At 51.7% G+C, this 19,751-nt stretch carries 16 protein-coding genes, 1 tRNA gene and 1 CRISPR repeat array; of the genes, 8 read left to right on the top strand and 9 right to left on the bottom strand.

Annotated features, from left to right (window positions below; genetic code table 11):
* Positions 1-48: 48 nt before the first annotated feature.
* The 7 genes from selA (at position 49) to BED41_RS06070 (ending at position 5,858) form a co-directional block, all read left to right on the top strand.
* Positions 49-1,482: an L-seryl-tRNA(Sec) selenium transferase gene (gene selA / locus BED41_RS06100; RefSeq protein ID WP_084002283.1), complete on the top strand. Its 1,434-nt coding sequence runs from the start codon at positions 49-51 to the stop codon at positions 1,480-1,482.
* A 1-nt stretch (position 1,483) separates the two neighbouring features.
* Positions 1,484-3,394, top strand: coding sequence for a selenocysteine-specific translation elongation factor (selB, locus tag BED41_RS06095; protein WP_066744091.1), 1,911 nt, complete (start codon positions 1,484-1,486; stop codon positions 3,392-3,394).
* 105 nt (positions 3,395-3,499) lie between these two features.
* A complete protein-coding gene (locus BED41_RS06090; RefSeq protein ID WP_066744090.1) occupies positions 3,500-3,745 on the top strand; it encodes a Veg family protein in 246 nt (81 codons plus the stop codon).
* Between the two features lie 189 nt (positions 3,746-3,934).
* Complete coding sequence (locus BED41_RS06085; RefSeq protein ID WP_168160238.1) at positions 3,935-4,681, top strand: GHMP family kinase ATP-binding protein; 747 nt, start codon at positions 3,935-3,937, stop codon at positions 4,679-4,681.
* A 5-nt stretch (positions 4,682-4,686) separates the two neighbouring features.
* Positions 4,687-5,493: a phosphoribosyltransferase family protein gene (locus BED41_RS06080; protein ID WP_066744088.1), complete on the top strand. Its 807-nt coding sequence runs from the start codon at positions 4,687-4,689 to the stop codon at positions 5,491-5,493.
* Positions 5,494-5,582: 89 nt separating this feature from the next.
* On the top strand, positions 5,583-5,762 hold the full coding sequence (locus tag BED41_RS06075; protein WP_066744086.1) for a ferredoxin: 180 nt from the start codon (positions 5,583-5,585) through the stop codon (positions 5,760-5,762).
* Between the two features lie 19 nt (positions 5,763-5,781).
* A tRNA-Ile gene (locus BED41_RS06070) sits at positions 5,782-5,858 on the top strand.
* Positions 5,859-6,014: 156 nt separating this feature from the next.
* Here BED41_RS06070 and BED41_RS06065 read toward each other — a convergent pair.
* Together BED41_RS06065 and BED41_RS06060 are read right to left on the bottom strand one after the other, a co-directional pair.
* Positions 6,015-6,968: a ferredoxin-like domain-containing protein gene (locus tag BED41_RS06065; RefSeq protein WP_066744084.1), complete on the bottom strand. Its 954-nt coding sequence runs from the start codon at positions 6,966-6,968 to the stop codon at positions 6,015-6,017.
* 33 nt (positions 6,969-7,001) lie between these two features.
* Complete coding sequence (locus tag BED41_RS06060; RefSeq protein WP_066744083.1) at positions 7,002-8,633, bottom strand: FAD-dependent oxidoreductase; 1,632 nt, start codon at positions 8,631-8,633, stop codon at positions 7,002-7,004.
* A 121-nt stretch (positions 8,634-8,754) separates the two neighbouring features.
* Here BED41_RS06060 and BED41_RS06055 point away from each other — a divergent pair, with 121 nt between their 5' ends.
* Positions 8,755-9,675 (top strand): LysR family transcriptional regulator, encoded by a 921-nt coding sequence (locus BED41_RS06055; RefSeq protein WP_066744081.1) that lies wholly within the window; start codon positions 8,755-8,757, stop codon positions 9,673-9,675.
* Positions 9,676-9,813: 138 nt separating this feature from the next.
* Positions 9,814-11,461: a CRISPR direct-repeat array (repeat unit 33 nt; unit sequence ATTTTAATCCACACGAAGCGCGAAGCTCGTGGC).
* 165 nt (positions 11,462-11,626) lie between these two features.
* Here the strand turns inward: BED41_RS06055 and cas2 are convergent.
* From cas2 to cas5, 7 genes are read right to left on the bottom strand one after another with little or no spacing between them, the layout of a single operon-like run.
* The gene (cas2, locus tag BED41_RS06050; RefSeq protein WP_066744078.1) at positions 11,627-11,917 is read right to left on the bottom strand and encodes a CRISPR-associated endonuclease Cas2; all 291 of its coding nucleotides are present in this window, start codon (positions 11,915-11,917) and stop codon (positions 11,627-11,629) included.
* A gap of 18 nt (positions 11,918-11,935) precedes the next feature.
* Positions 11,936-12,967 (bottom strand): type I-C CRISPR-associated endonuclease Cas1c, encoded by a 1,032-nt coding sequence (gene cas1c, locus BED41_RS06045; RefSeq protein WP_066744076.1) that lies wholly within the window; start codon positions 12,965-12,967, stop codon positions 11,936-11,938.
* Positions 12,964-13,638 (bottom strand): CRISPR-associated protein Cas4, encoded by a 675-nt coding sequence (gene cas4 / locus BED41_RS06040; RefSeq protein ID WP_066744073.1) that lies wholly within the window; start codon positions 13,636-13,638, stop codon positions 12,964-12,966. Before cas4 ends, cas1c begins: the two co-directional genes overlap by 4 nt.
* 16 nt (positions 13,639-13,654) lie before the next feature.
* On the bottom strand, positions 13,655-15,955 hold the full coding sequence (locus tag BED41_RS06035) for a DEAD/DEAH box helicase (RefSeq protein WP_066744071.1): 2,301 nt from the start codon (positions 15,953-15,955) through the stop codon (positions 13,655-13,657).
* Entirely contained in the window at positions 15,931-16,779 is an 849-nt protein-coding gene (locus BED41_RS06030) for a type I CRISPR-associated protein Cas7 (RefSeq protein ID WP_066744070.1), read from the bottom strand. The genes BED41_RS06035 and BED41_RS06030 overlap by 25 nt, the downstream gene beginning before the upstream one ends.
* Complete coding sequence (locus BED41_RS06025) at positions 16,772-18,976, bottom strand: hypothetical protein (RefSeq protein WP_066744069.1); 2,205 nt, start codon at positions 18,974-18,976, stop codon at positions 16,772-16,774. Before BED41_RS06025 ends, BED41_RS06030 begins: the two co-directional genes overlap by 8 nt.
* Positions 18,966-19,640, bottom strand: a complete 675-nt coding sequence (gene cas5, locus BED41_RS06020; RefSeq protein WP_084002282.1) for a CRISPR-associated protein Cas5 — start codon at positions 19,638-19,640, stop codon at positions 18,966-18,968. Before cas5 ends, BED41_RS06025 begins: the two co-directional genes overlap by 11 nt.
* Positions 19,641-19,751 lie beyond the last annotated feature (111 nt).

The following is a 19,751-nucleotide window of genomic DNA, read 5'->3' as shown; positions in this document are numbered from 1 at the left end:
ATAGAGTCGGTGCCAATATAAATAATAAAATAACAGGGAGGACTTCCCTTGGACGCAAACATTCAGAAGATAATGAGAAACATCCCCTCCATGGATAAGCTGCTGGCTCTGCCATGGGTAGCGGCCTATGAGGAAAAGCTCGGCCGCGAGACGGTAAAGCTGCTGCTGACGGGGCTGCTAGCCTCGCAGCGCGCAAAAATATTGAAAGACCCGGACACGGCCTTTGACTTTGAATCCATAGAAAGCGACGCCCGTCGGCTGCTGGCAAAAAAATCGACCCCCAGCCTGCGCCGCGTCGTCAACGCTACCGGCGTCGTCATCCACACGAACCTCGGCCGCTCGCTGCTCGCCAAAGAGGCGGTGAGCGAGGTCCTCGACATCGCCGGTTCATATAATACTCTTGAATATTCCCTGGAAGAGGGCGCGCGCGGCCACCGCAACAACCATGTCGAATGGCTGCTCTGCCGCCTAACCGGCGCCGAGGCGGCGCTAGTCGTCAACAATAACGCGGCGGCGGTGATCCTCGCCCTCTCGGCGCTCGCAAAGGACAAAGAATCCATCGTCTCGCGCGGCGAGCTAGTAGAGATCGGCGGCTCATTCCGTATTCCTGACATCATGGCCCTCTCCGGCACAAAAATGGTCGAGGTCGGCACGACGAACCGTACACACCTTAAAGACTATGAGGAGGCGGTCACCGGAGAGTGCGCGATGCTCCTCAAGATACACCCCTCAAACTACCGCATCACGGGATTCCATTACGCGGTGCCGCGTGAAGAACTCGCGGCGCTAGCCCACTCCCGCGGGCTCATATTCATGGAGGACCTCGGCAGCGGCATGCTGATCGACACCTCCGCCGCCGGGCTCTCAAGCGAAAACGACCCCACCGTTGCGGATTCACTCCGCGCTGGCTGCGACATCGTCACCTTCTCGGGCGATAAACTGCTCGGCGGGCCGCAGATAGGGGCGATCGTCGGCAAGAAAGAGCTGATAGAAAAGCTCAAATCTCATCAGCTGCTGCGTGCGCTGCGCGTCGACAAGATGACGCTCGCCGCCTGCGAGGCGACGCTGCGCCTCTATCTGTGCGGCGACGTCCGCGCCATACCGACGATCGACATGATATTCAAGACAAAAGAGGAGCTGCTCGAAGAGGCAAAGAGATTCAGCCGCAGACTCAAAACATACTTCAAAGGCACGAGGATACAGCGGCTGACGATTGAGGTAGTACCCGTGAACGATACCGTAGGCGGCGGCACCTTCCCCCAATCGGTGCTCGCGGGATACGCCGTAGCGCTGCGCCTGCCCGAGATGGGAAGCGCGGGCAAACTCGCGGAAAAGCTGCGGCGCGGAAGTTTCCCCGTGATCACCGGCGCCGCGGAGGACAAAGTCCTCTTCCATCTGCGTACCATGCGCGAGGGCGACGACAGGCGCATAATCGGCGCACTCGACGAAATACTGCGCATGCCGGCGGAGCGTACATACTAAAATGGCAAACAACGAATATCCCTTTGTAATCGGCACCGCCGGACATATAGACCATGGAAAGACGACGCTCGTCAAGCGCCTGACTGACATCGACTGCGACCGTCTCGTCGAGGAAAAGAAACGCGGCATGACGATCGAGCTCGGATTCGCCCCCTTTACCCTGCCCTCGGGGCAGACGATAAGCATCGTCGACGTGCCGGGACACGAAAAATTCATCCGCCAAATGGTCGCCGGCGCGGCGGGCGTCGACGCGGTGATGCTCGTCATCGCCGCGGACGACGGCGTAATGCCGCAGACGCGCGAACATCTTGCCATCCTTTCGCTGCTCGGCATCAAAAACGGCCTGACGGTGATAAACAAGATAGACCTTGTCGACGAAGAGATGCTAGAAATGGCGGTCGACGACGCGAAGTCGCTGTTAGCAGGCACCTTCCTCTCGGACAAACCCGTCATCCCCGTCTCGGCCTTCACTGGTAAGGGTATTGAGGAACTCAAAAGAGCTCTGCAGCAGATGACGGAAAAGGCCGGCGCCAAGAGCCGTAAGGGAGCCTTCTTCCTGCCGGTGGACAGGGCCTTTCACATCTCCGGCTTTGGCACCGTCGTCACCGGCACGGCGATCAACGGCGAGATACATGAGGGCGACGAGGTCGAGGTCATGCCGCGCGGCATCCTCTCGAAGGTTCGCTCCATACAGGTGCACGGAGCGTCGGTCTCCACCGCTACGGCAGGCCAGCGCGTCGCGGCCAACCTCGCTGGCATATCGCTGGACGACGTAAAACGCGGGGACGTCGTAACCGCTAAAGACTGCTTCACCGCCTCTAAATGCCTCGACGTCAGCGTCAGGCTCCTGCCGGGTGCGGAGCCGCTCAAACACTGGCAGCGTCTTCGGCTGCACGTGGGGACCACCGATACCGTGGCCCGCGTCTCGCTTCTCGACCGAGAACAGGTGCTGCCGGGAGAGAGCTCCGCGGCGCAGCTGATAACGGAAGACCACGTGGTCGCCTCGGTGGACAGCTGCTTCATCCTGAGGACCTACAGCCCGCTGGTGACGGTGGCCGGCGGAAGGATACTGATGCCGGCGGGAGAACGCCCAAAAAACAGACAGATGAAGGCCGCCCTGCTGGAATACCTCGATAAACTCTCCGAAGAGCCGCCGCTTAAAGAGCGTCTGCTCGCGCTGATAAACTACAGGGGGATCATAACCGCCGCGGACGCCGCAAGGATGAACGAGGTCAGCCTCGTCGAGCTCATGCGCGCCGTCTCGCCCTTTGAGGCGCGGGCCGAGGTCGGCGTGATCCGCGGCGGCGAGGCCGTCCTGCTCTCAAAAAGAAAGATAAAGGAACTTGGAGAAACGCTAACGAAAGCCCTCGCCCTATTCCACGGAGAACACCCTGAGAGAAAGGGAATGCCGGCGGAAGAGTGCGCCAAGGTTCTCGACTTGCAGGATACTAAATTTACCAGGGAACTGCTCTCCCTATTTGAAAAACAGGGAATAGTAAAATTTGCCGACGACCGGGCGCGGCTCGCCGACTTTGAACCATTTGACGAAGAACTCTTCTCCGCCAACGTCGCGGCCCTCAAAAAATACACCCTCCAACTTGGCTACTCCATGCCGAGCATTGAGGAGGCGCAGGCCGCTTTGAGCCTCACCGCGGAAGAAATGAAACGCATCATCGCCTACCTCAAAGAGAAAAAAGAGCTGGCGCTGATAACGGGCGCCTTCCTCCTCTTCCCTGAAATTGAAGCTGATTTTAAAGAAAAGTTAACAAATATTTCCGGCGACATTACGCTCGCAGCCGTGCGGGACGCCACCGGCAGCAGCAGAAAATACGCGCTGCCGCTGCTTGAATACTTTGACAGCAAGGGCGTCACCAGAAGGGTCGGAGACAAGCGCATTTTAATAAAGAAATAAATGTTTGCATAAAATACGGTAATTGCACCCCTATTGCATAGATTGTATTGCAAACTCGTCAATTTTGATGTACAATCATCTGACGACTTGTGGAGGTGTTGTGTAATGGCGTATACTTTAGAATCAATTCGTGAGATAGTGTCTCTCCACAAAGGGTCCAAAATCTCATACCGCGCGGCCAACGGCAGGCGCAAAATTGAGGAGCGCACAGGGATAATAAAAGAGACATATCCGAGTCTTTTTACGGTGTTCATAGAATCTCAGCAGAGCACGATCTCATTCAGCTACACAGATCTCCTTACAAGAGAAGTTGAATTGCAGCTGGAACCCAGTGGAGAAAATCTCTTTTAGAAGTTCTTTGACTGACTACGCCCCGGCAGATGAGCCGGGGCGTTTTAGTATACAAGCAGGAGGATAAAAGTGCGAAGCATAATAGACTCCCCCATCAAAATAAACCTCATATTACGAATACTATCCCGACGCAGTGACGGATATCATGAAATATACTCCCTATTTTGGCAAAAAAAGGCGATAGAGAGGTTGACAATTCAGGCAAATTGCGATGAAATTATGGGAGATTCTCTGAAAGTAGAGGGCATGCCGATAATGGGAGAAAATCTTGTAACTAAGGCTCTACTGTCGGCAAGAAAATATATGGCGGGTATCCCTCCCCTAAAAATAAGACTTGAGAAATTTTTCCCTGCCGGCAGCGGAATCGGGGCGGGAAGCGGTAACGCCGCCGCCCTGCTGAAGTGGCTTAAGGAAAATTTTGCCTTGAAAATAACGGCGGAACAGATTGGAAAGCTCGGCGCGGATGTTGCCTTCCTCGCGTCAGACAGTGAGATCGCCGAGGCGCGCGGCGTAGGAGAGCGGCTGACTCCGGCGGGAGAGGCGCCAAAGCTCGGCTGGATACTGGCCTTTCCCAAATGGGCGTCGAACACCAAAGAGGCCTACGCGAAGCTTGACGCTATGCGCGATGACTCCGGCTGCTATCATGCGCCGACAGACGAAGAGATCGCGAAAGAGGCCGCCGAGTACCTGGAAAAACTGAACAACAGGCTCCGCGTCGGCAGACTGCCCAACGACTTCTTTCCCGTTCTTGCGGCGGAACACCGTGAGTACGGCATCGCGGAGGAGATCGCCTCGGCGACGGGAGCCTGCGGCTGGGGCCTATGCGGCAGCGGCAGCGCCTTCTTCGGCCTCTATGACAGCCATGAAGCAGCACGCAACGCTGAAAAAATATACGGCAACGAAAACTGGATTTTAAAAACATTTTATTTGGAGTGATTATCATGAGGGGTCAAAGAACAGAAAGGCTGGTCAGGTTAGCGGCGAAATTCATGCTCTGTCCGTCAAAGCTCATCTCCCTGACAGATCTTGCAAGCAAATTTAACGTCTCAAAGACCGTAATCAGCGACGATGTGGAGGTAATCAACTCGGCGATGGGAGCGGAGGGCTTTGGGCAGATGCAGGTCGACCGCGGACGCAGCGGCGGCGCGCGCTTCGTGCCCATATGCACCCCGGAATACCGTCAGACGCTGCTCTCCGAAATCGCGGAAAAGCTGACCGATCCGGAGAGAAACCTCCCAGGAGGGCTGATTTACTACAGCGATCTGATATTTAATCCGGAGACGGCGCTATCTCTCGGCTACTGCATGGCCTCGCTCTTCACCGACGCCGAGCCCGACGTTGTCATGACCTCAGAGGTCAAGGGCATCCCCATCGCGATGTTCGCCGCCTATGCTCTTGGCGTGCCTCTCGCCGTCTGCCGCTTCCGCAACCGTCCCAGCGACGGCGCCGCCGTCGGCGTACACTACCCCACCGCGAGCGGAGATGTAAAGACCATGTACATCGGCACGCGCCAGATGCGGCGCGGCTGCCGCGTCCTCATCGTCGACGACTTCATGCGCGGCGGCAGCACCGCCTCCGGCATGCTCCTCATGGCCAAGCAGTTCGATGCAGAGGTTGCTGGCATCGGCGTCTTCATCGCCTACGACGAACCAAAAGAAAAATCCGTGCCCAACTACCACTCGCTGCTGACACTAAAACACAACGCGGAGGGACAGAACCGTCTCGTAGTCACCCCCGGCAAAGAATAGGAGCGGCGCGGAGCCGTTTATAAAAAAGTGTTTGACGTATCACCAAAAATGTCGTAGAATCTTACCTCGTGGAAGGGAGGTGACCCGCCATGGGTATTAAAGTGAACCTTGATGATTGCATCGGCTGTGGCGTGTGCTCTGAGCTCTGTCCACAGAATTTCAAACTGGACGAAGACGAGGGCAAGTGCATGGTCATCGACCAGGAGGTCAGTTCTCTGGCAAAAGAGGCAGCTGACAGTTGCCCGGTATCGGCGATAACGATAGATTAGTTGCTGTACCATTACATTGGGGCCCATAGCTCAATTGGTTAGAGCTCCCGGCTCATAACCGGATGGTTTCAGGTTCGATTCCTGATGGGCCCACCACCGACAAAAACCCCGACTTCTGATTGGAGCCGGGTTTATTTTTTCCCTTGCTGATAGGGCGGCCCCGCCTAGCGATAAGCATGTCTCAAAGACAAAACGCGGCTGACAAGTTCGATGTCAGCCGCGTTCGTTATGTTAATATCGGGAAAATATCTTCTAGCAGGTGGCTCCGCCTACCGTATGGAGATTGGCTTCGAGGATATCATTTTTTCTCTCGAGGATGTCACCATCTAGCAGCTCTTTTTCGACGTACTCAAAACCGAGGCGTGAAATGGTGGAGGCAAAGCGCTCTCCCGTCTTTCCCTGTTCGCGGAATAAAAGGATTGCCCGTTCGATCGCCGCGAGAGCCTCTTCCTTATCGGTGAAGATTTTACTAAGGGGCCTGCCGACGGCGGTGGACTTTCCCCATCTGCCGCCAATATATATCTTGTAGCCCAGCGTCCCATCTGCGATGGCGTCAAAGTTGCACACGCCGATGCAGCGCCCGCAGTTGTTGCATTTTTCTTCATCTATCTCCAGCAGGTCGTCTTTCATCTTAGCCGCGCCTACCGGACAGAATTTTTCGACGGCGCACTTTTTACAGCCGCTGCAGCTGTCCTCGTCGAAGTTAGGGATCAGCTGACCAATGATACCGACGTCGTTAAGGTCCGGCTTGACGCAGTTATTCGGACAGCCTCCGACGGCGATCTTGAACTTATGCGGCAGTTTTACCGACCTGTAGCCGTTGTAGAAGCGCTCGTGGATCTCCTCCGAGAGTTCAAAGGTATCGATAAGGCCATACTGGCATGTCGTCCCCTTGCAGGAGACGACAGGGCGTACCTTGGAGCCGGTGCCTCCCGTCGTGAGCCCCGCCTTAGCGATGTAAGCGCGGAAGTCCTCTATCTTATCGAATGGTATACCCTGACATTCGATAGTGAGGCGCGTCGTCATCATAACAACGCCGTTTCCGTGGAGCTTAGCCGCCTCCGACAGGCAGATCATCTGGTCGGCGCTTATCTTGCCGTTCACCGTGATAATCCGCCCCGAGAAGTTGTTCGTCCCCTTGTTTCTCAGAAAGCCAAGCGCCTTTACCGATTTTTCTTCCTCCGGCGTAACAGAACCGTTTACCATAACTGATTTCTCTCCCTTAAAACTCTTAATTTATTACTCTTCCGTCTCTATCTCATTGAACGTGTGCCCAGCCTCGAGCACCTTAGTGTTATTATAGCCATAAAATTTCATTCTGTTTTGCGTCATGTAGGCCCGTTTGCCCTTCGCGCAGACAAGAAGCAGCTTTTCGTCCGTTCCGTATTCCGGCAGCGTTCCGTTTATCTTAGTGATGTCGATATAGGGCACACCCTCCAGCGTTGGATTTATCGAAACATCGATTATTTTATATTCCGCCGCTTTCCCCTCCATATACTCCGTCGGGGTAATGGAATCCATCTCGCCGCTGATCTTGTTGAGAAGGACATTGAGAGTATGCGCGAAGGGATGTATCGCCGTTGAGAATGGCGGCGCATAGGCGAGGTCCATGTTCTCAAGATCGTGCAGCGTTGCCCCCATTGTCAGCGCGACTACGGCGATGTCGACCATCTTGTCCACCGCGCCCTTGCCAAGCACCTGCAAGCCGAGAAATTTACCGCTCTTCCTATCCGCGATCATTTTAACGATGAAGTTGGAGGCGCCGGGATAGTAGTGAGCCTTGTCGTCAACGACCGCCGTCACCGCCGCGACGTCATAGCCGGCATCCCGAGCCGCCGCCTCGGTGAGTCCGGTCCGCCCAACGTTGAGCTCAGGCAGCATGCAGACGCCGGTGCCGAGAACGCCGGGATAGGTAGGCTGTTCACCCGCGAGCACCCTCGCGGCGAGACGGCCCTCGATATTGGCCGAAGAACCCATTGGCGACCAGGCGGGCGCGCCGGTTATACGGTTCGTCACCGTAACGCAGTCGCCGACGGCGTAGACGTCGGGATCGTTGGTCCGCATCTGCCCGTCGACCTTAATCGTCCCGCCGGAGGTAAGTTCTATACCACTGCCGGCGAGAAATGCGGTGTTAGGCCGAATCCCAAGCGAGAGCACAACCGCGTCCGCTTTGATCGCGCGCCTGTCGGTCTTGATCTTCTCCACTCTTTCATCGCCGAGGATTCCCTCAAGCTTGGTCCCCGTGAAGCAGACGATGCCGCGGTCGGCAAGGTGTCTCTCAACATAGGCGGCAACCTCAGGGTCAAAACCCGGGAGTATCTGGCTGGCCATATCAATGACCGAGACCTTGACATCCGTCGCGGAGAGGTTCTCCGCGACCTCAAGGCCGATGAAGCCGCCGCCAGCTACAACAACGCGCTTGACCTCGCCCGACTCGATCGCCGCGCGCAGAGCGACGGCGTCCTCAGGTTTTCTCATAAAAAAGACGTTTTTAAGCTCGATTCCGGGCAGACGTGGCGCCACCGCGCTCGCGCCGGTCGCGATGACCAGTTTATCATAGGAATACATCTCGCGCTCTTTCGTCTCGGTATCGACGACAGTCACCGTCTTAGCCGTCCTGTCAAGCGAAACGGCTTCTTTGCCGGTGAGAACGTCGGCTCCTGTAAGCGCGGAGAACTTTTTCGGGGTATTGACGATAAGTGCCCCTTTGTCGGCAATGACGCCGCCGACATAATAAGGCAGGCCGCAGCCCGCGTAAGAGATATCTTTATCCTTAGCCAGTATCCGCACCTCAGCGCCGCGGTTCTCTCTTTTGAGTTTCGCCGCTACCTTTGTGCCCGCCGCTACGCCGCCGATCACAAGAATTTTCACAATTTCACGCCCTTTGGAATTATTTATTTGCTGCCGCTTATTATAGGACTATCTTTCGATTATTAATAATAATAAAATATAATCTAACTCATAGGTAAAACCTATATTCGGAGGGGTCGCCATGACACTGCACCATCTGAGAATATTCATCTCCGTAGCGGAGAGCGGCAAGATGAGTGCCGCCGCGCACGCTCATCATCTATCGCAGCCGACCGTGAGCCAGATCATCAGGGAGCTGGAAGAATACTATTCAGTCAAGCTCTTTGAACGGCTCTCAAAAAAACTCCATATTACAGAGGAGGGTAAGCGGCTCCTGGGATACGCGAAAGAGGTGGTAAACGCCTACGAAAACCTCGAATACAACATGTCCCCCGCCGTGCGCCGCGACACGCTCCGCATCGGCTCCTCCGTCACCGTGGGAATGTGCGTTATGCCCGGCCTCGTCAGAAATTTTTCCGCTGCGCGGCCAGACACCGATATCTACAGTTATGTCAACAATACGCAGACGATAGAGGAGATGCTGCTGCGCTCCGAGCTGGATGTCGCGGTGGTCGAGGGTAAAATACGGAACCCTGACATCGTCTGCTCTCACCTAATGGACGATTATGTGACCCTCTTCTGCGCCACGGAGCACCGCCTCGCCGTAAAAAAATATATCAGCCTTGACGAACTCTGCCGTGAAAGCTTCGTAATGCGCGAACATGGCAGCGGAACGCGTGAGATATTCGAGAATTTCATCACCGAACAGAAGAGAAAGCTCAGGATAAAATGGGAGGTGGCCTGCTTTGACTCGACGCTGCGGGCCGTGCGGGAAGAGGGCTGCATCGGCGTCGCCTCCGTCCGCCTGCTGATCCCCCACCTCGACGCCGGAAATATCCGCGCGATTTGCTGCGCCGACGGCGAATGGGACCGGACCTTTTCTCTCGTCCACCACAAAAATAAATATATGACGGAGTCGATGACGGCCTTTATTGAAGCCGCACACACAATAAAGGACGCCCCTCTGCCCGACAGGACAAAGATGGGACGCCTAATAGCGTAACAATTATGAAAAATAACTCCACATCCTATAATTTTAAGTCACTAAAACGCGATGATTGCTATTATTTAGAGCTTCGTAGGATACATTACAGAATACTCCTACATTTTTAAATCCACACGAAGCGCTAAGACAGAAACTATTTTAATCCACACAAAGCGCGAAGCTCGTGGCCTGCCGCGTAAACAACAAGGGCGTTATCGTCGAATTTTAATCCACACGAAGCGTGAAGCTCGTGACATGCGCAGGTTCAGGGGCTTGATAAGGCATTGCGATTTTAATCCACACGAAGCGTGAAGCTCGTGACCGTCACGCCATCTTCCGCAAATCCGTCCATAAACATTTTAATCCACACGAAGCGCGAAGCTCGTGACCGAAGGGATATAATCCGAGCCGCAGCGTATCAAATTTTAATCCACACGAAGCGCGAAGCTCGTGGCGGGCGCTGCCGTTTAAAGATGCAGGGTCATCTTTCATTTTAATCCACACGAAGCGCGAAGCTCGTGGCGTTTGGCGCGGCGGCAGTAAAAGGCGGCGGCTATATTTTAATCCACACGAAGCGCGAAGCTCGTGGCCGCCGCAGATGGATCACGTCGCCATAGGGATATGTATTTTAATCCACACGAAGCGCGAAGCTCGTGACTCTGCGCGAACACAAAGGAGACTTCGGCAAAGAATTTTAATCCACACGAAGCGCGAAGCTCGTGACGTTTATCGCACCTGGTACCGCATTCGATGTGCAGGGATTTTAATCCACACGAAGCGCGAAGCTCGTGACGTACTCGGCAAGCGCGTCGTGGCTTCCGCAATGCGATTTTAATCCACACGAAGCGCGAAGCTCGTGACACGAGGCACGTGAGGCGGGCCACCTGGCACGTGAATTTTAATCCACACGAAGCGCGAAGCTCGTGACCAGCTTCCATTCCGCGCCTTGCTTGCCCATTACAGATTTTAATCCACACGAAGCGCGAAGCTCGTGACGCCGACCGACATGCAAAGCGAATGGGACGAGGCATTTTAATCCACACGAAGCGCGAAGCTCGTGGCGCAATACGCACAGTGCCCGCCTGTTTTAGCCAAATTTTAATCCACACGAAGCGCGAAGCTCGTGGCGAGTCGTCACCTACGACAAAGATAACATCATCGTCATTTTAATCCACACGTAGCGCGAAGCTCGTGGCTTCGAGCAGCGATTAAGTTCATCCACGTATAAAGCTATTTTAATCCACACGAAGCGCGAAGCTCGTGGCCTACGCGAGTCCGAACGGTGGCCAAAGTATAAAATTTTAATCCACACGAAGCGCGAAGCTCGTGGCGTTGCCGCCGTGAGGTTGCCCTGCGGGTCAAGATCATTTTAATCCACACGAAGCGCGAAGCTCGTGGCGGAACAAACAGGGCATTACAATTACATCATCATTATTTTAATCCACACGAAGCGCGAAGCTCGTGGCGGAGACGTCGATGTTGGCTACGCTCTTTATGTAAGCATTTTAATCCACACGAAGCGCGAAGCTCGTGGCCTACGCGAGTCCGAACGGTGGCCAAAGTATAAAATTTTAATCCACACGAAGCGCGAAGCTCGTGGCGGAGACGTCGATGTTGGCTACGCTCTTTATGTAAGCATTTTAATCCACACGAAGCGCGAAGCTCGTGGCGCAGTAATAGGCACCAAGTACGGCGGTAACGGCACATTTTAATCCACACGAAGCGCGAAGCTCGTGGCCTTGTCGAGCTGCCGCTGGATGCCGTCCTCGACATTTTAATCCACACGAAGCGCGAAGCTCGTGGTGTATATAGAATCTATATACTTATATCAATACTTTACTCGATGCTAAACGCGGACTTGGCGAAATTCTACTAAAAGCTAATGGATTTTATCTAAAAAACTAGCTATTCCGTTGTAAAATCAACAACGCGAACCTCCCGGTAAATTCATGTCCACTTGAGGTTCGCGCTATAAAATGAGGACGCCTTCCGGATCAAAGGTATCCTTTGTGCCAACATGTTCAACTCTGTTTTTCCAATGATTTCCAAGTTGATAGTACCGCAGGCTGTCTTTTTTTATATCTATTACTTTTTCCAGTTCATGGCATAACTCCAACCTCTGAGCCTGATCAACTAAACACTCAAAAACAGAATTTTGTACCCTTTGCCCATAGTTTTCGCAGATTCTTGCAACCCTACGCAAGCGTCTCCTGCCTTCAGGCGTACTAGTATTTACATCATAAGTTATTAGAAGAAGCATGGCAATACCTCGTTCCTGTCATTTCCAATAAAATGGGGTATAACCATCGATATCCCCACGAAGACAACTGGACAGGAGCATAGCCTGAACATGCGGGAGCAGCCCCAGCGAGATTTTTTCATTGATGAATGGATGCATTATTTCGTCTCTCTTTCTCTCCTGGTAATTTTTTATAATCTCCTTTCTGGTTTTATCATTCATTATGACGCCACCTGTTTCTGTTTTTTGGAACCCGTCATTTCGTACCTGTTTCCTATTTATCAGAGTGAGCACTAATCGATCTCCAACCATAGAACGAAATTCCTCCATCAAATCAAGGGCCAGACTGGGACGCCCCGGTCTGTCAGCATGTAAAAAGCCAACGGCGGGATCGAGCCCGACACCTTCAAGCGCAGAAGAAACGTCATGCGCAATAAGAGTATAGACAAAGGAGAGCATTGCATTTACGTTATCCATAGGCGGCCGCCGATTTCTGCCGTGAAAGAAAAATTTATCCTTTTGCGCAACGATCAATTCGTCAAACACAGAAAAATAAACTCTAGCGGCATCCCCCTCGATGCCACGGACAACCTCCAGTGGTTTGAACAACTCCAAGCTTTTCAGCGTAGCAGCAAGATAATCTGAAGCATCTTTGAGCCGGGCTGCGCCGTCCTTTCCGGGGTATTCGCGAACTGCTCTTAATAAATTCTTTCTACTATTTGCAATCTTTGCAACTACCATCCACCGAGCCAACTCCGCACGTATATTTACATCATCCGCCGCCCTATATTGTTTGCGGCGTAGTAAAACATTGCCGGATACAGGCCCATTTACACGCGCAAGAAACCTGCCGTTTTCGGTAAAAAACGACATTCCTACTCCATTTTCACCGCACATGCCCATTAAAGCCGGCGTGCACAAAACATTGCCAAAGCATAAAATATTGGACTGATTATGGAGAGGGAAACGCTGTTTCAGTTCCCTGTCCACGTAGACGGCGATTGTTTCCCCCTCTTTAGCAAGATACGCCCCCTGAGTCAGGATATACAGGCTATTTTGCAGTTTTTTCATAGCAGTTCCTCGCTTTCAGTATCGCTAAAAAAACTTGCAAGATATCTTTTGACACTCCTTTTTTCCATCTCTTTCGGCATACACAAATCAAATAAAGAGCAGCCTTTGCATTTTTTTTCATACTTAGGCGCCGGCGTCTTCCCGGCTTCAATAAATTTTCTGACTATCGAGATTGTTTCTACCGTCTTGGCCCTGAGGTCAAAATCAAATTCCACATCCTGACGTCTGCGGCTCTCTCCCCAGAAAATAGCGCCGCGTTCAATCGTAGTGTGCAGCATCTCCTCTATACATAATGCCTGGGCACACAGCTGTATATGATATGGCAGCGCCTCATGCGTCGTTCCGCGTTTATATTCAACTGGAAATGGAGTCCAGTTTCCTTCCGCCCCTGGAATAGATATGCCAGTCCCTCCTGTTCTATGAAACTCGAGCACATCTGCCACCCCGGTGAGTCCCAATTCAAACGAATGTATATGTAAAGCGTTTCTCATCCTAATATCGCCCCTGCTTTCGAAGATATCATCATGGGCCCTCTCGTGCATTATTTTCCCATCCATCGTGGCAGTGTTTTCGTTCCAATACTGTTCTATACCGATAAGCGCCGCCCGGCGCGGGCAAAAGACATAATGCTGAAGCAGCGATATGGGGAGCAGTTCATCTTCTGAGAACAACGGTAATCATCCCTTCCTATAGGAAGCCCAAGCCACGGCTGTTTAACTCATAGTTCTCCAATACTCCGGCCATATACCCAATAAACTTATTATAGCTATAGGGCCAGAAATATATATCAGGATGGCCGCGAACTGGTTCTACCTTTAAGTTTCGTGCAGTGTGGACATATATTTGTACGCTGTGATCCTGAAGCTCGCGCCATGATATCGTTTCATAAGACTCTAAGCGTTCTTTTATGCACGTATCTATAATAACAGTAACAGTTTGGGAATCGATCACCTTGAATTTTTTTTCCACTGACGCATATGAGCAAGCCATTTCATCTTCCATGATACTAGAACCTTCCGTCATTCCGCATTCGTTGAGTTCACGCCTGAGCGCTCTCGTACAGAGGTCGGAGATGTCTGTTCCATCATTGATCAAAGCAGGATTTTCTGCAAATAGATCAAGCAAAACCTTTGAGGATATCTCAAACGACGGGTGTCTTTTAAGCATCCCGCTAAAATCAAGCTCTATACTCCAAACAACAGAGTCGTTATAGCAATCCTCTTCGTTGCGTCTAATTCTACCTGCAAGTTGGAGCAGATTCACAAGTCCTGCTGCCTCCCGCACACCGTTCCGAAATGAGAAATCCACACCAGCCTCCACACAGGATGTGGCAACGAGAGTCCAGTCCTCATCTTTTTTATCACTCAGACGTCTTTTTATATTTTCTACTATCAATTCCCTGTCTTTAGGGGCAATGGCTGTCGAGATGTGTTCAACATGCTCTCTTCCGCATATATCAGCCAAAGTATTGGCAATAACCGCGGCGGACTGAACGGTATTCAGGACTACAAGGCGTGGCCCCTTCAGTGTAAGCAGCCACTCGCATAGCTTCGTCTCGTCCATTTTTTCCGGCTTACGCTTTATAGGTACACGTTGCGTCTCCATCTTATTGAGGGCATCGCTGAATTCTCTTGGCAGCAAAGAAGGGATACTATTATCATCTTTGTTCCTTATTTTAAATTCTTCTAGTTCCCAGAATTTTTTCAGAGAGCCAGACGCAAGTATAAAATGGCAGCGCCACATCTCAGCATAATCATTGATCCACCGCCAAGCAAGCGGCCATAGGCTTGTTGGAAGCGCGGTGTGTGCCTCGTCAATAAAAACGGCGCTGTTGGGCAGCGCATGAAGTTTACGTAGCCCCGAAGGGGATGCCGCAGCCATTGTCTCAAAAAATTGGACCGCCGTGGTAACGATTATCGGGGAACGCCAAAGTGCGGAAAGCTGCCTGCTGTTTTCGTCTTCGTATTCAGCTTTATGATGAATCGCTGCAACGACGCGCTCCATATCGCTGTCACTTTCGTCCGGAAGCCGCAGGGCCTTTCTGTAAACATCAACAGATTGTTTGAGGATGTTAGTGAAAGGAAGGACAATGAATATCCGGCGCAGGTTCTTGGCATGCGCCGCGTTCAGCAGCGCCGCCATTATGGCTGTTGTTTTACCTGTTCCTACAGGACTGTCGCAATAATATAACCAATTCTTTGTGGAACCGCAGCGGCATTTTTCATACATTTCGCTCCTGGCGATGTTGCGTTTTGACATTTTCACAGAGTTATCGCTGCTGGCAAGTCCAGCGACATAGTTGTCAAGCGCGGCAAGCCTTTTTTCGGCTTGCAGGAGCGGCATCTCTTCTTCATGAAAATTGCGGTAGTGGATGGCAGTATCCGTATGATCCGCGTCGGCAAGGCACGAGAGCAATACCCTTGCTCCTACGGGATATTTAAGCTGCCCACCGGAGCTTATTTTCTCTATCGCGGCCAGCTTCGATCCAAAAGATTCACAGTGCCTGGCAAGATAAGTCTCCAAATTCTGAGAGCTGTCCCGTTGAACAGTCTCATCATTGTCGCGGAAACGCAGATCGCCGCAGGGTGAATTTATTCTCATCTTTTCATCAGCAATATTTGGTAGTCCAATATGGTGGGAATAAATCAGCAAAGCACTCAAAAGTGCCCTATTGCGCATCATATAGGCGACACCTGCGTCGCAGTGGTTTATCGGCAGGTTTCTAGCTTTTTTATCTCCGCGCAGCACACTCTGATTTTCGTCGCCCAGCTTGCCAAGGTCATGAAACGAAGCGGCGATAAGAAGGCAGCGTTTAAGGAAATCATATAAAGGTTGGATTCTTTTATCTACCGTTATTGATGACAGCTCCGAATCACAGAAGCGCACAACATTGCCGGCATGTCTAAAATAGCCCTGAGCGGGAATACCAAGCTCAGGGCGCGCACTGTGTGCGAGATATTTTTCTACAGGGCCATCAGGTCCACACATGAGACCCTATCCTTAAGTTCGTCGGGCAATGACGTGACAAGTTCATAGTCCTTCAGGCTGTCTGACGGCTTGTCTATATCCCCCAGACGCTTGGGCATCAGAGCGTCGATCAGATCAAAGTCCGAGCAGGAGCCAAGCGGATTCCTATGTTCACAGAACCACGCCTGACGTATCTCGACAAACGGACGGATCGCCGAACGGTTATGCGTATATGCGTAGGGGATAAGAGCCTTCATCAGTTCGATATCCATCTTAGTGCAGCCTGACTTATGCGCATAATTCGGGTTGATAAAAAATGGCATCACATAAAGACCATGAGTAACTATCTTGTAGGCCATCGGCGCCATTCCCTGATTTTTCCCTTCTTGTACCCCGGCTTTGTTCGTGTTCGTCTGGGCTTCGGTGGATACGGGAGAAATTGATACTCCCATCCCGAACTGGACGACTCCCGTCTTTATGCTGGCTTTATCCATCGCGTCTTCAAGGAATGTATTGCCAAATATTCTCCCGTCCCAGTATCGCCCGACGAACGTACCCTCTTTTATCTCTTTGGTTATCAGCTTACGGTCGCGTCCGCGTGATTCAAGTATCATAAAGTTTTCACTGTTAAGATGCATATTTTCGCTGATATGCTGCCAAACAGGACCATCCTTGTCTTCCACGAGGTCGCGCAGTTTCCTCTTAAAAGATACAGGCGAAATCTCTCCGCGGCCATCATATCTGACACGCGGAGCCCCGTCCGAATCAGGGTCTCCGTTAGGATTCGAATTGATCACTTCAAGAACAAGCAGCCCGGTACCTCTATTAAGAAATTCATTAGCCATTTTGCTTTCCTCCCTCGTCATTTTCATTTTCTCCTGTGGTTTTGCCGGAAACTCCAGCCATGTATCCCAGATAAAGTTCAGATTTTTCTATCGGCCCCAGAGATTCCGGCAGAGACGATTCTGCCAGCGCGAACGAAATAACTGAGAACTGCTTCAGCATCCACCTGCTGAGTCCCATGTCTTCTCCCATATCCGTCCTAGCCCATGTGAGGTAGGGCCTAATTCTAGCCCCAAGGATCCCAATCGTCTGCCGTGTTCTGGTTTCGGCGGCAGAGAGCATCGAATTTCCCACAAGCTGGACCGGCGCGTTGACAATGTTCTTTTTTCTGTCCTCTTCCGAAGTCCGTACATACTTGCAGTAGTGATACTGCAGGCTGTCCGCAAGCGCAAGAAGCGTTCCGAGTTTGAAAACTGGACTATTCATATAATCCTCCTTTTTACAGCCAAGCTTGTACAAAAGCAGGGCAAGGATGGCTGGATTTACAATTTTATCTTCCTCTTTATCACCTATGACCTGCTTCCCTCTGCGGCTGCACTCTCCGCAGAGGGCAAGCAGAGGTGCGGAATTGGAAATAAAGATCGTGAGAAGATTCATAGCGAAAGCACGATCTTCTTTCAACAGCAGTTCAAGACCATCCATGGATTTTATCTTTTTTGAGAGACTATTTCCACTACCATCCATCCGCCAGACTTTATTCGCGAAAGTATAGAGCTCTCTAGGAAAAATACTGCGCCTTTCCGTTTCCATGATCTCGCCCTTCGCAGCTCCCCAGCGTTTGATCCGCCTAAGATTATCTGGCAGGTTGCGGCAGCCTTCGCTCCATTCATGGGCGCATTGATAGAGATAATCCACTGTAAAATTCGTATAATACGATACCTTTGTGCGTGCTTTATCCATCTTTTTCAATGCGAAAATCTTTATTTCGATTGTTGAAAGCCGCCTCGATATTCCGGAAAGCGCCGCGATAACCTGACCTGCAAGGGCTGTAAAGTCGGCTTTGTCTTCCGCCTCTGCGCCATTTGTAAGAAGTCCGGCCATGGGAATATCTCCAAGGTTAAAGATATCTTCCATATCATCACTGCAGCCACTTTCGATATCACCTGTCAGCATTACCGGGTATGCGAAGAGTAATTCCTTTTCTCCCATTAGTTTCCACGTTTTACCTCTGAACTGCTCCTGCGCAAGCGTCTCAAGCGCCAGCTTGGCACTTCTGCGGCTTACGTCGCCTACGGGGAAGGATTCATAATCAGCGACACCGTAACGAAACTGGCAGGGCGCCTCCTTAACCATCGAACGGAGAATCACGTCGCCGAGGGGGCCGACGCGAACACTTGGCATCTTCGCGTCGCAGCCGCTGAGCGGGTTGCCGTAGGCATCCTCACCGTCAGTCTCATCGCCGCCGCCTCGCGTTTCGTTAGCTCTGAGCAGTGCACTGTTGATCCATTTTACAGTATCACCATGCGCCACAGATTTATAATTGTCGTCATAATCTTTGATATCAAGAAATACCGTAACACCGGCACCCGACTGCACAAAGAAGCGGCAATACCGCTCCCAAGACTCATATGAATCGATGAGCGAAGAAAAATATTCAAAACAGCCGTCAAAAAATTGTTCCGGTGATATTTTCTCCAGCCGTTCGCAGAGAGTTCGGTAATTTGGGTTGTCATTACCAAGCGCGGCCGCTTTTATCTTCTCTCCTAAATTGGAGGCCATATTCTTGATACACCTCTCGATTTTATTAAGAGCCTTCGCGCGATTGACGGCGGCATCCGGGGCGTCCTCTTGAGCTGCGCGCAGCAAGTAATCCGCAAAATTTCCCCGGTCAAAGCTCTTCTTCAAGGAATTACTGATGAACCGGGCTCGTTTCTTGTCATCAAGCCCGCCCGCCGCTTCGGCAGCCGATCGGTCATAAATCGCCAGGTAACCTTGTTCAAAATCTACTTTTGACATATGCAGGTACGGTGGAAAGTTAAAGCCAGGGAATGAAAAACCGTTTGATTCTTCGTACTTGCGCAATACAGCCGCATGCTCCGGCGGTATCAGGCTGACACCGTCGACAAAGGGCTCGACAGCCGAAACACACACTTTAAAGACATCTCCCTTAGGGAGAGGTTTCAGATTCTTATCCCACTCCTGGGCGAATATTCTTTTCAAAGAGGAGGCATTTGCCGCCGGTATAACTTCATTCAGCATTGCAGGATGCCTCCTCTTGGGGATAGAACATTACGCCTTCGCGTACCTCTACATTTTGTGCAAAGGCAAAGCGCGGTTTTGAGTCATAGCCGTCCGGAAAAACGCTCATTAACAGGCTGGGGATCACTAAGTTGATTTCTTTGCATGGAGAGGTCGTCTCGCGTAATGGGCCAAAATATGTAGGTGTGAATTCTTTCCATCCTAAACATGGCGTATGAAAAAACTGGCCACGCTTAAGGCGGCGCTCAAAAATCGCCTTATAAGCATGTCCAGGAGAGGTCGTATTCGCGTCCCAGCGCCGCGCACCATCTGTCATCTTCTCTCTGTTCTGCCGGAGCGGCCGAACTGACGCGTGAAGCTTATAACATACATCGACCAGTATGGAAGCCAGAAGCTGATAATTATTATCCCCGCTGATGCTGCCAGAATGCCGCAGCGGCCCGCCATAATTAGTGATGTAATTTTCAAACCTGATTGGCGAACATATTTCCACTTTCTGCGGTATAATCGTCACAGCAGGCCCCCAATTTACCGCGGAAAAAATTCCGCATACAGCAGAAGCCGTAGGTACGGGATAAGACCCGGGACTATCGCCCATAGACGGATCGGAAAAAAGAGCATGGCGGCCGGCAATTTCACAAGAAACCATATACTGTTTTAACATGATGAAGTCCTCCTTTCTTTTAAGTGAATCATTCACAGAGGAAGAAAGCGGAAAACTGGAGTGATATATAGACAATGACTTTCCTCTGTGTGAGTTCAGTATATAATACAC

The organism is Cloacibacillus porcorum, assembly GCF_001701045.1.
GTDB classification, from domain to species: domain Bacteria; phylum Synergistota; class Synergistia; order Synergistales; family Synergistaceae; genus Cloacibacillus; species Cloacibacillus porcorum.
This window is presented reverse-complemented; position numbering and strand designations above follow the sequence as displayed.